Raw genomic sequence first — 12,893 nt, 5'->3', positions numbered from 1 at the left:
CCCGCAGGCCGCATGCGCAAGCAAGCGCGCCGACGCGCGAAACGCAGGACAAGCCGCGTTTCTTCCCGGATAGTTGCAGACTTGCAACACTGCCGTCGCAGCCATCAGAATCTGAGCGTCGTTGCCTGCTTGACGCCCGGCAGGCTTTTCAGGGCGGTGAGCGCCTGCTGCGGCAGTTCGCCGTCGATGGCGACGAGCGCGACCGCGCCGCCGCCAGGCCTGTCGCGGCCTAGCGCGAACGTGGCGATATTAACCTCGGCCTCGCCGAGCACGCCGGCGAATCTGCCAATGAATCCAGGCCTGTCTTCATTCGTCAGATAGATCATCGACGGCGCGAATTCGGCGTCGACGCCGATGTCGCCGATGCCGACAATGCGCGGCTTGCCGTCGTGGAAAACCGTGCCCGAAACGCAAATTTCGCCCTGCGCGGTATGTGCGCTGAGCGTGACAAGGGATTCATAGTCGCCTTGCGCCTCGCGGGTGATTTCCTCAATGGCCAGGCCGCGCTCCTTGGCGAGAATCGGCGCCGATACCGGATTGACGTCTTCGAGAATGGGTCGAAGCAACCCGGAGATCGCAGCCGCCGAGATTGGCCGCGTCTTCTGCAACGCGACGGCGCCTTCGTAGACGATCGACAATGTGTCGACGCCGGCGACGGCGACCTGACCCACGAAGAGACCGAGCTTCTCGGCGAGCTCGACGAAGGGTTTCAGCCGCGGGGCCTCTTCGGCGCTGATCGAGGGAAAATTCACCGCGTTGGCGATTGCGCCTCTGGTGAGATAATCCGCCATCTGCTCGGCGATCTGCAGCGCGACTTTCTCCTGCGCCTCGCTCGTCGAGGCGCCGAGGTGCGGCGTGCAGACGACGTGCGGATGCCCGAACAATGGGTTTTCGGTCGCGGGCTCCTGCGCGAACACGTCGAAGGCGGCGCCGGCGACATGGCCGTCGTCGAGAGCCTTGCGCAGCGCCTCTTCGTCGACCAGCCCGCCGCGCGCGCAATTGATGATGCGCACGCCCTTGCATGTCTTGGCGAGGTTTTCCGCCGAGAGGATATTCTTCGTCTGCGGCGTGAGCGGCGTATGCAACGTGATGAAGTCGGCTCTCGCCAAGAGCTCGTCGAGGTCTACTTTTTCCACGCCAAGCTCGCTGGCGCGCTCTTGGGTGAGGTAAGGATCGAAGGCGATCACGCGCATCTTCAGGCCGAGCGCGCGTTCGGCGACATTCGCGCCGACATTGCCGCATCCGACGACGCCAAGCGTCTTGCCGGTGATCTCGACGCCCATGAAGCGGTTCTTTTCCCATTTGCCGGCCTGGGTCGAGGCGTCGGCGGCGGGAATTTCGCGCGCCAAGGCGAACATCAGCGCGATCGCGTGTTCGGCGGTGGTGATGGAATTGCCGAAGGGCGTGTTCATGACGATGACGCCGCGCGCGGTGGCGGCGGCGACATCGACATTGTCGACGCCGATGCCGGCGCGGCCGACGACCTTGAGCCGCGGCGCCCGCGCAAAGATGTCGGCGGTCACCTTCGTCGCCGAACGGATCGCGAGTCCGTCATAGTCGGCGATCGCGGCGGCAAGCTTGTCCTTGTCCTTTCCCAGCGTCGGTTCGAAATCGACGTCGAGGCCGCGCAGGCGGAAAATCTGTGCGGCGGCCGGCGAAAGAGAATCTGAGATGAGAACGCGCGGCGGCATGGGATCATCCTGCAAAGAAAAAAGGAGGGAATGAGCGGCGTTGGGCGTCTCAATGTGAAAGCGCGCTTGCGCTGAACGCAATCCAGATTTTCGGCGACGACCGAAGAAGCGCTGGAAAACGATCCATAAATTTGGTATCTATCATATGTAGATATCACAAGAGGCCGCATGACCGCCACCGCGAAATTATTCAAGCATGGCCGCAGCCAAGCCGTTCGGCTTCCCAAGGAATTTCGGATGCCGGGCTCCGAGGTGCGCGTCAGCAAAGTCGGCGACAAGATCATTTTGGAGCCGTTGGAAAAGCCGCCCTTCGACGTCGAGGCGTGGCGTGCAAAGCTCGACACCTATCTCGACGTGGACTTTCCGGAGGTCCCGGCCGAACCTCCGCTCGAACCCGATGACGAAGTCACTTTCGATTGAGGCGGCGCATGTTTTGTCTCGATACGAATGTGATCATAGGCGTAATGACTCGGCGCGCGCCTCACCTCGACGAGCGGCTGAGAGCTGAGCTGCTTTACGGATCGCGCTTGCTCGTCCCCGCGCCGGTCCTTTCCGAGCTTCGCTACGGCGCAGCGAAAAGCGTGGCGCCCGAGAGGAATCATGCGCGACTCGACGACTTCCTCTCGGCCATATCCGAAATCGCGACTTTCGACGCTGATGACGCGCGCGCCGCAGGCGACATTCGCGCTTATCTTGAAGGTCATGGAAAACCGATCGGCCCTTATGACGTTTTGATCGCCGCACAGGCGCGCCGGCGCGGCGCCGTTCTCGTCACCGCTAACCGCCGCGAGTTCGACCGCGTGCCGGGCCTGATGGTGACGGACTGGAACGATCGATGAGGCGGCTGCTCGCGACTGTGCGTTACCCCGCTTGCGCGGCGTCGGCGCAAGCTTGCGCATAGGCCCAGTCGAGCCATTTGGTCAGCAGCGCCACGTCGGCGGTTTCCACCGTCGCGCCGCACCAGATGCGAAAGCCCGGCGGCGCGTCGCGATACGCGCCGAAATCATAGCCGGCGCCCTCGCTTTCAATCATCGCCGCCATCTTCTTGGCGAGCGCCGCCTGCACGTCTGCGTCTGGCGCGGCGCTCGCGGCGGAGAAGATGAGGCAGACGCTGGTGTTTGAGCGGGTCGCGGGGTCCTTGGCGAGGAAATCGATCCAGGGCGTCCTTTCAACCCAGTCGCCAACCGCCTGCGCATTGGCGTTCGAGCGCGCGAACAGCGCCTCAAGCCCGCCGACCGATTGCGCCCAGGACAATGCGTCGAGATAATCTTCGACCGCGAGAAGCGAGGGCGTGTTGATCGTCTCGCCCTGGAAAATTCCCTCGTTCAGCTTGCCTTTTTTGGTCAGCCGGAAAATTTTGGGCATCGGCCAGGGCGGCGCATAGCTCTCGAGGCGCTCGACCGCGCGCGGCGAGAGAATCAGCATGCCATGCGCGGCCTCGCCGCCGAGAACCTTTTGCCAGCTGTAGGTCGTCACATCGAGCTTGGCGAAGTCGAGCGGTTGCGCGAAGGCCGCCGACGTCGCGTCGCAAATCGTCAGGCCCTTGCGATCCGCCGGAATGAAATCGGCGTTCGGCGCGCGCACGCCCGACGTCGTCCCGTTCCAGGCGAAAACCACGTCATTGTCGAAGTCGATCTGCGTGAGATCGGGCAATTCGCCATAGGGCGCGGCGAGGCTTCGCGCCTTTTCGATCTTCAACTGGTTCAGGACATCATTGACCCAGTCTTTCGAGAAGCTCTCCCAAGCGACGACATCGACGCCCCTGGGGCCGAGAAGCGACCAGAGCGCGATCTCCACGGCGCCGGTGTCGGAGGCTGGCACGATGCCGATGCGGTAATCGGCGGGAACACGCAGGATCTCCCGCGTCAGCGCGATGGCCTGCGCCAGCTTCTCCTTGCCGGCCTTCGAGCGATGGGAACGGCCGAGCGCCGCCCCCGCGAGATTTGCCAGCGCCCATCCCGGGCGCTTGGCGCAGGGGCCGGAAGAAAAGCAGGGATTGGCCGGTTTGGCGGCGGGTTTCGCCATTTTGTCGGCGGCGGCCATGATGCAGCCCTCTCCATTGCGGCGCGGCGCCGCCGCCGTCCGCGCTACGCGCTGCCCAGCCGACCGTCAAGAGCCGCTGGCTTCAGTCGCGCGCGGCGGGAGCCATGAGGGGGAGCCATGAGGTTGGCGCGATTTTCTCGTACCAGCTTGCGCGGCGTCGCTTAAAGAAACGCCGGGGACCGGGGAGAGCGATGATGTCGGAGATTAATGAAGCGCCTAATGAAGAAGAATGCCGGTATTTTCTTTCCTATTCCGGGGTTCGGTTGCCATTGAAGCTCCTGGGACCGCTCGAGGCGAGCGAGCTTAAGAACCGCAACACGTATTTTCGCGCGACTTATGACGCCGAGGGCAGGATCGTCAGTTGCGAGAAGCTCGTTTATGGCGAAGTGGAGCTGCGCCACGATTACGCCTATGACGCCGGCGGCGCGCTGGCGCGCGCCCGCATCGCCATGGGCGAGGACGTTTCCGAGATTGACTGCGGCGCTGACGGCGTCCCGCTGCGCAGTTGACGGCCTTAAACGGGCGCGGCTTCGTGCGGCGTTTTGGCGCTGATCGCCAGAGCGTGAACGCGGTCGGCCAACTCGTCGGATAGAAGCGCATTGACGAGACGATGCCGCTCGATCAAGCTCTTGCCCTCGAAAGCCGCGCTCACCACCTCCACTCTGAAGTGGGTTTCGCCGTCAGGATGGTGATGCCCATGCCCCGCGTGGCTGTGCGATTCGTCGATCACGTTAAGCGCCGCTGGCGCAAGGGCTTGGGTGAGTTTCTGTGCGATGCGCGTCTTGACGACGCCTTTACCCTGATCCGTCATGTTTATCTCCGGTTCGATCGCCGATTTAGCACATTGGCGCTTGGTTGCGCTTGCGGCGCGCTGCGGCGCCATCATAATGGAATGAAATGGACCTGAATTCGCCCCTCTTCGACCGCATCCGAACCAAGCGCGAGCCGCGCGAAACTCGGCGCGAGACCGTGACGCGGTGCGATTCTCCCGGCTGTGAGGCGGAGGGCGTCCACCGCGCGCCGATGGGCCGGCTGCGTGAAGGGCAGTATCTCTGCTTCTGCCTCGAACATGTCCGGGAATACAACGCCACATACAATTATTTCAACGGCATGGATGACGCTTCAGTCGCCCGCTACATGAAGGATGCGACGGTCGGTCATCGGCCGACTTGGTCCATGGGGACGAAGCGCGGACAGACGGGCTTTCGCGAGGACACGATGACGGCGGCCGATCCGCTTGGCGTCTATCGCCAGCGCTTCCGCCGTCCGCACCCCGCCGCCGCCCGCCGCGCGCCGCAACATTCGCCCGTCACGATCAGGGCGTTCGTCGCCATGGGGCTTGAGGAGACGGCGGACGCCGTGACGATCCGCGCGCGCTACAAGGAGCTCGTCAAGCGCCATCATCCCGACGCGAATGGCGGCGACCGCTCCCGCGAGGAAAAATTGCGGGAAATCATCCATGCCTATAAGACGCTGAGGGCCGCTCGCCTGGTCTGAGCGCTCGTCGCGCGCGCAAAGCTTTCCGCGGCGGCGCAGACATATTCGGCGCAATCATGCGGGGACGAAACGGTCCGCGCAAGGAGGACGCATTTTGGTCGCTGCAGAATACGCCGCAACGGGCCTTGACGGCACGCCGGACATGAAGATCTCCGTGCGCCAGGTGTTCGGAATCGACTCCGATATGGAGGTTCCCGCCTTTTCCGAGCGCAACGAACATGTGCCGGACCTTGACCCGGACTACCTCTTCGATCGGCAGACGACGCTCGCCATTCTCGCCGGCTTCGCAAGGAATCGGCGGGTGATGGTGACCGGTTATCACGGCACCGGAAAGTCGACGCATATCGAGCAGGTGGCGGCGCGGCTCAATTGGCCTTTCGTGCGCGTCAATCTCGACAGCCACATCTCGCGCATCGATCTTGTCGGCAAGGACGCCATCGTCCTGAAGGACGGCAAGCAGGTCACCGAGTTTCGCGACGGCATCCTGCCTTGGGCGGTGCAGCACTGCGTGGCTTTGTGTTTCGACGAATATGACGCCGGGCGGCCCGACGTGATGTTCGTGATCCAGCGCGTGCTTGAAGTCTCCGGCCGCCTGACGCTGCTCGATCAGAACCGCGTCATCCGGCCGCATCCGGCGTTCCGTCTTTTCGCGACCGCCAATACCGTCGGGCTCGGCGACACGTCTGGCCTCTACCACGGCACGCAGCAGATCAACCAGGCGCAGATGGACCGCTGGTCGATCGTCGCGACGCTGAATTATCTGCCGCATGACGCCGAGACCAATATCGTGCTCGCCAAGGCGAAATCCTATGGCGCCACGAAGGAAGGCCGCGACATCGCCAATAAAATGGTGCGGGTCGCCGACCTCACCCGCAACGCCTTCATGGCCGGAGACCTTTCGACGGTGATGAGTCCGCGCACGGTGATCACCTGGGCGGAGAACGCCGAGATTTTCGGCGACATCGGCTTCGCCTTCCGGATGACCTTTTTGAACAAATGCGACGAACTCGAGCGTCCGCTCGTCGCCGAATTCTATCAGCGCTGCTTCGGCAAGGAGCTGCCGGAAAGCGCCGTGAATGTGGTGATGACATAAAGACGCGTTGGTTGGCCCCCCGCCTCCCCCGCTGAAGCGGGAGAGGGGCCCGGGGTGGGGGCATGCGGCGCTCAACCGAGTAGCCGCTTGATTGGAAATGCCGACGCCAAGCTCGCAAGGCTCCCCGACACGTCGCGGACGGGCAAGCATGAGCCCCGCATGCGGAACGAAAATTGCTCGCGTCAGGGACGAATCTATGTGACGCGAGGGGTTCATGCCGCTTTACGCCTATGTCTGCGACGCCTGCGCGGCGGAATTCGAACTGCTGGTGCGCGGATCTGACGTGCCAGCCTGTCCCGCCTGTGGAAGCGAGAAATTGCAACAGCAGGTTTCCCGCATCTCCAAGGAAATCAAATATCCCGCGATCGCGAAATCCTGGCGCCGGCGCGCCGCGGCGGAGGGCGATCTGTCGAACTTCAGCAAGGCCGAACGCAAATTGTAAGCTTTCGGCCAATCGGGCCTTTCGGCTTGCGGCCTTGCGCGCCCGCGCGCATATAGTTCCGTCATGTCAGCCCCGACAAACCGACGGCCCGCCTCGCCCAAGGAGGCGCCGCAGGAGCCGTTCAAGCGCGCCGTCGCCGGCGCCATGCGCGCCATGGCGCGCTCGCCAGCGCTCGAAGTGAATTTTGCCCCGGAGCGGCCTTCGCTCATCGCCGGCGCCGACGGGGCGAAGGCGCGGCTGACCGAGCCGCCGCGTAAGCTGAACGTAAAGGACGCCGCGATTCTGCGCGGCCAAGCTGATTCCCTGGCGCTGCGCCTCGCCTGTCACGACGACGCGCTGCATCGGCGCTATGCGCCGGAACCGATGGCCGCGCGCGCCGCCTTTGACGCGTTGGAGCAGGCGCGCTGCGAGTCGATCGGCGCAATGCGAATGCCCGGCGTCGCCGCGAATATCGGCGCAATGCTCGACGACCGCTATCAGCGCAGCCACGCCGATCAGATCGAAGGCCGCGACGATGCGCCGCTCGAAGACGCGCTGGCGCTGCTCGCGCGCCAACGCCTGACGGGACTCAATCCCCCGCAGCACGCGCAGAAAATCGTCGAGCTGTGGCGCGACACTCTCGAAGAGCGCGCCGGCGCAGATCTCGACCGACTGTCCGGGGCGGTGGAGGACCAGAAGCTTTTCGCCCAGATCGTGCGCGAGCTGCTTTCGCATCTCGATATGGCGAGCGGCGAAGCGCCGGACGAGACGAACGCCGACGAGGAAAGCGAGGACGCGCCGCAAAATCCCGACCAGAGCGAGAGCGACGATCGGGACGACGAAGAGTCGAAAAGCGCCGCCGAAATGGATACCGCGCTCGCGGCGGAAGACGCCGAGCAGGAAGGCGAAAGCGACTCCGCGGAAGCGCCCTATGGCGAGACCGAGCGAGAAGCCGACGCCGGAGACGCCGAAGAGGCTGCCGAAGCGCGTCACCCGGCGACGAACGCCGCCGAGCGCGCCGGCGCCGATTATCATGCCTACACCACCCGCTTCGACGAGATCATTCGCGCCGAGGAGCTCTGCGACGTCGAGGAGCTGGACCGGCTGCGGGCCTATCTCGACAAGCAGCTGCTGCATCTCTCCTCGGTGGTGGGACGGCTGGCCAATCGGCTGCAGCGCCGGCTGATGGCGCAGCAGAGCCGTTCCTGGGAGTTCGACCTCGAGGAAGGCATGCTCGATCCCGCGCGACTGCCGCGGATCATCATCGATCCCCAGCAGCCGCTCTCGTTCAAGCGCGAAAAGGACATGGACTTTCGCGACACGGTGGTGACGCTGCTTCTGGACAATTCCGGCTCGATGCGCGGGCGCCCGATCACGGTCGCGGCCACCTGCGCCGACATTCTGGCGCGCACGCTGGAGCGCTGCGGCGTCAAGGTCGAGATCCTCGGCTTCACCACCCGCGCCTGGAAGGGCGGCCAGTCTCGCGAGGCCTGGATCGCCGAAGGGAAGTCTGCCAATCCCGGACGCCTCAACGACATCCGCCACATCATCTATAAGGCCGCCGACGCGCCCTGGCGCCGCGCCAGACGCAACCTCGGCCTGATGATGCGGGAAGGGCTGTTGAAAGAGAATATCGACGGCGAAGCTCTCGATTGGGCACATCGTCGGCTGCTCGCGCGCACCGAGCAGCGGCGCATCCTGATGATGATCTCGGACGGCGCGCCGGTCGACGATTCAACGCTTTCGGTTAACGCGGGAAACTATCTCGAACGGCACCTGCGCCAAATCATCCACGAGATCGAGAGCAAGTCGCCGGTCGAACTCATCGCCATCGGCATCGGCCATGACGTCACCCGCTATTACCGGCGCGCGGTGACGATCGTCGACGCCGAGGAGTTGGGCGGCGCCATGACTGAAAAACTCGCCGAACTGTTCAGCGAAAGCGCCGCGCCCGCGCCCCCGCCGACCCAGCGCCGCCGGGCGCCGGTCGCTGCCGCGCGTCGGTGACAGAGCCGGCGTTTCAGCTTTTTTAACGATGCTGCAACGATTCGCCGCCTCGCGCGTTTCTATGCGGGCGCGTCTTCTGCTGAGCCAAAGACAGCGGCCCCGGGTGGAATTGTAAGGGGATCGTGATGGCGTTCATCAACTGGCAGGACAAGGCGGCTCCGAGAGAGGCGAGCGAAACGGCGCGGTTTTTGTGCGTTACGAGCGTTCTCGCGCTTGCGACGCTGCCCTTCGCGCTATGCGCGGCGCTGACGATTTGGGGCTCCTGACGGTCTAGCCACGCAATCGCTGCAAGGCGCCGGACGCGTATGATGCCCCGAGCCACGAGCAGGCGATCGTTTCTGCGAGGCGCAAGCCTCGGCCTCGCAGCGCTCTCCTCGTTTAATGGACGGGGAGCGTTCTCGGCGGAAGGCGCGCGGCTGGGGTTCGCCAATGGCGACCGGCCCCTCGTGCGCTACCCCGGGAAGCGGGCGCTGATCGAGCAGACCGTCAGGCCGCCTCAACTCGAAACCCCTTTCTCCGTTTACGACGAAGGCGTGCTGACGCCCAACGACGCCTTTTTCGTCCGCTATCACCTCGCCGGCGTCCCGCTCAGCATTGATCCGGAAGCCTTTCGCCTCGAGGTGCGGGGCCATGTCGAGACGCCGCTGTCGCTCTCGCTCGCAGCGCTCAAGCGCGACTTCGAGCCCGTCGAGATCGTCGCCGTCAATCAATGTTCGGGCAACAGCCGCGGCTTCGTCGAGCCGCGCGTCGGCGGCGGACAATTTGGCCATGGCGCAATGGGCAACGCCCGCTGGCGCGGCGTCGCGCTCAAAACGCTGCTCGAAAAGGCCGGCCCGAAGCCGGGCGCTCAGTCCGTCGCCTTCAACGGACTCGACGCGCCAGTGGCGCCGGAGACGCCGGATTTCGTCAAGGCGCTCGACCTCGGCCATGCCGGCGACGGCGAAGTGATGCTCGCTTACGCCATGAATGGCGAAGACCTGCCCTGGCTCAACGGCTTCCCGTTGCGGCTGGTGGTTCCCGGCTGCTACGGGACCTATTGGGTGAAGCACCTCAACGACATCGAGGTGCTCGACAGCGATTTTAGCGGCTTCTGGATGTCGAGCGCCTATCGCATCCCCGACAATGACTGCGTCTGCGCCACGCCCGGCGCGCCAAAGGGGGCGACGCGGCCGATCAAGCGGCTCAATGTCCGTAGTTTTATAACGCGGCCGGCCGAAGACGCGAAGGTCGCGGCGCATGTCGCCTTCGAAGTCAGGGGCATCGCCTTCGACGGCGGCCATGGGATCGAAGCCGTGCTGCTCTCAGCCGACGACGGCGCGAACTGGACCGCGGCTCGGCTCGGGGAGGATCTTGGCCGCTATTCCTTCCGAGAATGGCGGACCGAATTGTCGCTGCGGCCCGGCGTCCATCATTTGAAATCCCGCGCCGTCAATCGCGCCGGCCAGTCGCAGCCCTTGGCGCCCTTATGGAACCACGCCGGTTATATGCGGCACGTGGTGGAGACGGTTCGGATAGAGGCGGTCTAACGAAAACATGCCGCGCTTTCGCAAAACGATCATCCTGATGGCGACGGCGGCGTCTCTCGCCCCAGCGCTCGGCGCCGCCGAGACGCTGACCTATGCGCTGCCGGAAGAGACGGCGACGTTGCGCGCCGGACCGGGACAGGAAACCGCGCAGAACAATTGCGCCGCCTGCCACTCGGTCGACTATATCGAGCGCCAGCCGCCGAAGATGGGCCGGGCGTTCTGGGAAGGCGTCGTCAAGAAGATGATCGCGTCCTACCATGCGCAGATCGACGAGCCCGACGCAGCCGCGATCGTCGATTATCTCGCCACGACCTATTGAGCGCGGCCTTGAGCAGGTTTTCGATGACAACCTGCTCCAATGATTTTGACCGATTCCTATCGATCACATTGTTCAATGTGATCGGGAAGCGCTCTATGACGCTTCGCCGATCGGCCATTCGCCCTTGTAGACGCCGCCCTTGTTGTCATGCGCTTCGACGCGGATCGTCTTCGCGCCGTTCGGCGCATAGGTGAAGCGGAAGGTCGGGTCTTCCGAGAGCGAGATGCCGCCTTCCATCTTGAAGATCGGCGTCTCGCCCTGAAAGACTTCGACAGAGTCGATGAAATGCGCCGGCAGATAGGCGCGCGAGACCGGGTCCATCTGCATGCCGGAGGCGTTGGGGTGGCGGATCATGATCTGCGCTTCGCGCTTCGCCGGATCGGCGCTCTTGAACTCGCGATATTTCATCTTGCCGATATTGGCGACCGCCTCGTCCTGATCCTTGACGGCGGGCGCCGAACAGCCGCCCGAGGCTTTGACGAATTTGGCGTCGGCGCGCAGTTTGCCGTCGCTCGTCTCCGCCACCGCATGGACGTTGGAATAGGAATTGACCCGCACGCGGGTTTCAATGAAGCCGACGCCGGATGTGTCGCCGAGCGTGAAGGCCGCCGCCATCGGCATCGGGTTCTGGTCGATGACCAGCGTCGCGACTTTGATCTGCGTCGGGTGGGAAAAGCGCATGGTCATCGGCACGATCGCCGCGTCTTCCGCCCGCGCTGGCGCCTCGAGCGTTACGACGCCGTCGGCGGCCGCGATCGGGCGGCTGTGGAAAATGTCGACGACGAGTTCCGGCCAGGGGTCGGGGGCGGTTTGGGCGAGGGCCGCGGTCGAAAGAAGCGCGAAGAGGGCGCCGGCGGCGGAACGGGCTGCTGTGTTCATATCCGGCATTCTCCTAACAACTTCGTCATTGCGAGCGTCGCGAAGCAATCCATCGAAAGGCGCCCCGGCTCTGGATTGCTGCGTCGGTTTCTTGCGAAGTCGGGTATACCCGACTTCGAATAAAGCTCCTCGCAATGACGGCAAGAGCGCTGATCTACTGGCAAGATAAGCGTGAACCCCGCTCGCCGTCACGTGACAAAGTCATGCTCACGGCCCTTCCCATTCCAGCTCGGCGAATCCCGCCGTGGCGTTGCGGGCGTTGTAATCGTCGAAGAGCCGCCATTTCTCGCGCTCCTCTGAGCCGGCGTCCTTGGCCGCCGCCGCGACGCCCTCGCCCTTCTTGATCGCGGCGCGAAGATCGGCGGTGAGCCGCATCAGATAGGCGCGCTGGTCTTCCAGCGCCTTCGGCCAGGGCGCGGGGACGGGTCCGTGGCCGGCGACGACCTGAGTCGCCTCGATGGCCGCGAGCCTGTCGGCGACGTCGAGAAAGCCCAGCAGGCTCCCGTCGACGACCGGCACATGTTGGAGAAAGAGCAGATCGCCGGAAAAGAGCACGCCGCTCTTTGGATCGAGAAGGGTCAGATCGCATTCGCTGTGCGCCGTGCGCCACGCCTGCAGCACGATCTCGCGATGGCCGAGATCGAGCGTCAGCGTCTCGCCAACGGTCACCGTCGGCGCCACGATCGTGACGCCGTCGAGCGCGTCGCCCATCTGCGCGCGGAACGCAGAAAGATAATGCGGCCCACGCGCCGCCAGCGCGCGCGGCAGATTTTTGTGTCCGACGAAGGTCGCGCCGGTCTCGACGAAGGCGCCATTGCCGAACGTATGGTCGGGATGGGCGTGGGTGTTGATGACGTAGCGAATGGGCTTTTGCGTCTTTTCGCGCAGCGCCGCGAGGAAGGCGCGGCCTTCGATCAGGCTGCCGCCGGTGTCGATCACCGCGACTGCTTCGTCCCCGACGATGGCGCCGAGATTGGCGATGTCGCCCGCATTTTCCCGGGTCATGAGGGAAGTTTCGCCCTGATGCGCGTAAACCCCGGGGGCGATTTCGCTTAAGGAAAAGGCGCGGGCGGGGTTCCCGGCGACAAGCGGCGCGAGCGCCGCGACAAGCGCCAGCATGCGACGCAACATGTTGTTCGCCTTGACTGTTTCATGGGCAGGCCGATGCGCCGCATCGCACGGCCGCGCCATTGTTTTTTGCGATTGCGATTCAAGAGCTAGCGACATATTATCCCGCCGTTTCCGAGTTAAAAGATGTCTTCCGGACGGGAACCGGGAGCTTCTCGCCGCTGGCGGACGTTTTGTCCCGCCGGCATGAGACATAAACGGAAATCGCCTTCCCAATGTCGAGGCGCCTAGGAGGCACGACGTCGGCGGCGGCGCATAAAAATGCGCCCCGGGCGTCGTCAGGAGGAAA

Annotated in this window: 15 protein-coding genes; 10 read left to right on the top strand and 5 right to left on the bottom strand. The window is 64.2% G+C overall.

Going from position 1 to position 12,893, the window contains the following annotated elements; all coding sequences use genetic code 11:
• Positions 1–104: 104 nt before the first annotated feature.
• Positions 105–1,691: a phosphoglycerate dehydrogenase gene (gene serA / locus EHO51_RS13175; RefSeq protein ID WP_124739264.1), complete on the bottom strand. Its 1,587-nt coding sequence runs from the start codon at positions 1,689–1,691 to the stop codon at positions 105–107.
• Between the two features lie 168 nt (positions 1,692–1,859).
• Here serA and EHO51_RS13170 point away from each other — a divergent pair, with 168 nt between their 5' ends.
• Complete coding sequence (locus EHO51_RS13170; protein WP_124739263.1) at positions 1,860–2,111, top strand: antitoxin; 252 nt, start codon at positions 1,860–1,862, stop codon at positions 2,109–2,111.
• 8 nt (positions 2,112–2,119) lie between these two features.
• The gene (locus EHO51_RS13165) at positions 2,120–2,530 is read left to right on the top strand and encodes a type II toxin-antitoxin system VapC family toxin (RefSeq protein WP_124739262.1); all 411 of its coding nucleotides are present in this window, start codon (positions 2,120–2,122) and stop codon (positions 2,528–2,530) included.
• A gap of 22 nt (positions 2,531–2,552) precedes the next feature.
• Here the strand turns inward: EHO51_RS13165 and EHO51_RS13160 are convergent, their stop codons facing one another.
• The gene (locus EHO51_RS13160) at positions 2,553–3,734 is read right to left on the bottom strand and encodes a phosphoserine transaminase (protein ID WP_124739261.1); all 1,182 of its coding nucleotides are present in this window, start codon (positions 3,732–3,734) and stop codon (positions 2,553–2,555) included.
• A 191-nt stretch (positions 3,735–3,925) separates the two neighbouring features.
• Between EHO51_RS13160 and EHO51_RS13155 the strand changes: the two genes are divergently transcribed.
• The gene (locus EHO51_RS13155; RefSeq protein ID WP_018406120.1) at positions 3,926–4,243 is read left to right on the top strand and encodes a DUF6156 family protein; all 318 of its coding nucleotides are present in this window, start codon (positions 3,926–3,928) and stop codon (positions 4,241–4,243) included.
• A 5-nt stretch (positions 4,244–4,248) separates the two neighbouring features.
• Here the strand turns inward: EHO51_RS13155 and EHO51_RS13150 are convergent, their stop codons facing one another.
• On the bottom strand, positions 4,249–4,545 hold the full coding sequence (locus EHO51_RS13150; RefSeq protein WP_026222596.1) for a BolA family protein: 297 nt from the start codon (positions 4,543–4,545) through the stop codon (positions 4,249–4,251).
• 86 nt (positions 4,546–4,631) lie between these two features.
• Here EHO51_RS13150 and EHO51_RS13145 point away from each other — a divergent pair, with 86 nt between their 5' ends.
• From EHO51_RS13145 to EHO51_RS13120, 7 genes are all read left to right on the top strand, one after another.
• Complete coding sequence (locus EHO51_RS13145) at positions 4,632–5,231, top strand: J domain-containing protein (RefSeq protein WP_124739260.1); 600 nt, start codon at positions 4,632–4,634, stop codon at positions 5,229–5,231.
• A 142-nt stretch (positions 5,232–5,373) separates the two neighbouring features.
• Complete coding sequence (gene cobS / locus EHO51_RS13140) at positions 5,374–6,324, top strand: cobaltochelatase subunit CobS (RefSeq protein WP_192879556.1); 951 nt, start codon at positions 5,374–5,376, stop codon at positions 6,322–6,324.
• A gap of 214 nt (positions 6,325–6,538) precedes the next feature.
• A complete protein-coding gene (locus EHO51_RS13135) occupies positions 6,539–6,766 on the top strand; it encodes an FmdB family zinc ribbon protein (protein WP_018406116.1) in 228 nt (75 codons plus the stop codon).
• Positions 6,767–6,829: 63 nt separating this feature from the next.
• Positions 6,830–8,752: a cobaltochelatase subunit CobT gene (cobT, locus tag EHO51_RS13130; protein ID WP_124739259.1), complete on the top strand. Its 1,923-nt coding sequence runs from the start codon at positions 6,830–6,832 to the stop codon at positions 8,750–8,752.
• A 125-nt stretch (positions 8,753–8,877) separates the two neighbouring features.
• On the top strand, positions 8,878–9,018 hold the full coding sequence (locus tag EHO51_RS20550) for a hypothetical protein (RefSeq protein ID WP_164479398.1): 141 nt from the start codon (positions 8,878–8,880) through the stop codon (positions 9,016–9,018).
• Between the two features lie 39 nt (positions 9,019–9,057).
• Positions 9,058–10,278 carry a molybdopterin-dependent oxidoreductase gene (locus EHO51_RS13125; RefSeq protein ID WP_124739258.1) on the top strand — a complete coding sequence of 407 codons (1,221 nt, stop codon included), beginning with the start codon at positions 9,058–9,060 and terminating at the stop codon, positions 10,276–10,278.
• Positions 10,279–10,285: 7 nt separating this feature from the next.
• The gene (locus EHO51_RS13120; protein ID WP_124739257.1) at positions 10,286–10,597 is read left to right on the top strand and encodes a cytochrome c; all 312 of its coding nucleotides are present in this window, start codon (positions 10,286–10,288) and stop codon (positions 10,595–10,597) included.
• A gap of 93 nt (positions 10,598–10,690) precedes the next feature.
• On the opposite strand, the gene EHO51_RS13115 is transcribed toward EHO51_RS13120, so the two are convergent.
• Positions 10,691–11,485 (bottom strand): quinoprotein dehydrogenase-associated SoxYZ-like carrier, encoded by a 795-nt coding sequence (locus EHO51_RS13115; RefSeq protein ID WP_124739256.1) that lies wholly within the window; start codon positions 11,483–11,485, stop codon positions 10,691–10,693.
• 198 nt (positions 11,486–11,683) lie between these two features.
• Positions 11,684–12,607: a quinoprotein relay system zinc metallohydrolase 2 gene (locus tag EHO51_RS13110; protein ID WP_124739255.1), complete on the bottom strand. Its 924-nt coding sequence runs from the start codon at positions 12,605–12,607 to the stop codon at positions 11,684–11,686.
• Positions 12,608–12,893 lie beyond the last annotated feature (286 nt).

The organism is Methylocystis rosea (assembly GCF_003855495.1).
Lineage (GTDB): Bacteria > Pseudomonadota > Alphaproteobacteria > Rhizobiales > Beijerinckiaceae > Methylocystis > Methylocystis rosea_A.
Note: the sequence above shows the minus strand (reverse complement) of the source record. Positions and strands in the feature narration are given on the sequence as shown.

Coding starts and splice junctions, on each gene's coding strand:
- EHO51_RS13155 (WP_018406120.1), top strand. CDS start 3,926: ATGATGTCGGAGATTAATGAAGCGCCTAATGAAGAAGAATGCCGGTAT.
- EHO51_RS13170 (WP_124739263.1), top strand. CDS start 1,860: ATGACCGCCACCGCGAAATTATTCAAGCATGGCCGCAGCCAAGCCGTT.
- EHO51_RS13125 (WP_124739258.1), top strand. CDS start 9,058: ATGATGCCCCGAGCCACGAGCAGGCGATCGTTTCTGCGAGGCGCAAGC.
- EHO51_RS13160 (WP_124739261.1), bottom strand. CDS start 3,734: ATGGCCGCCGCCGACAAAATGGCGAAACCCGCCGCCAAACCGGCCAAT.
- cobT (WP_124739259.1), top strand. CDS start 6,830: ATGTCAGCCCCGACAAACCGACGGCCCGCCTCGCCCAAGGAGGCGCCG.
- EHO51_RS13120 (WP_124739257.1), top strand. CDS start 10,286: ATGCCGCGCTTTCGCAAAACGATCATCCTGATGGCGACGGCGGCGTCT.
- EHO51_RS13110 (WP_124739255.1), bottom strand. CDS start 12,607: ATGTTGCGTCGCATGCTGGCGCTTGTCGCGGCGCTCGCGCCGCTTGTC.
- cobS (WP_192879556.1), top strand. CDS start 5,374: ATGAAGATCTCCGTGCGCCAGGTGTTCGGAATCGACTCCGATATGGAG.
- EHO51_RS13115 (WP_124739256.1), bottom strand. CDS start 11,485: ATGCCGGATATGAACACAGCAGCCCGTTCCGCCGCCGGCGCCCTCTTC.
- EHO51_RS13145 (WP_124739260.1), top strand. CDS start 4,632: ATGGACCTGAATTCGCCCCTCTTCGACCGCATCCGAACCAAGCGCGAG.
- serA (WP_124739264.1), bottom strand. CDS start 1,691: ATGCCGCCGCGCGTTCTCATCTCAGATTCTCTTTCGCCGGCCGCCGCA.
- EHO51_RS13150 (WP_026222596.1), bottom strand. CDS start 4,545: ATGACGGATCAGGGTAAAGGCGTCGTCAAGACGCGCATCGCACAGAAA.
- EHO51_RS13165 (WP_124739262.1), top strand. CDS start 2,120: ATGTTTTGTCTCGATACGAATGTGATCATAGGCGTAATGACTCGGCGC.
- EHO51_RS20550 (WP_164479398.1), top strand. CDS start 8,878: ATGGCGTTCATCAACTGGCAGGACAAGGCGGCTCCGAGAGAGGCGAGC.
- EHO51_RS13135 (WP_018406116.1), top strand. CDS start 6,539: ATGCCGCTTTACGCCTATGTCTGCGACGCCTGCGCGGCGGAATTCGAA.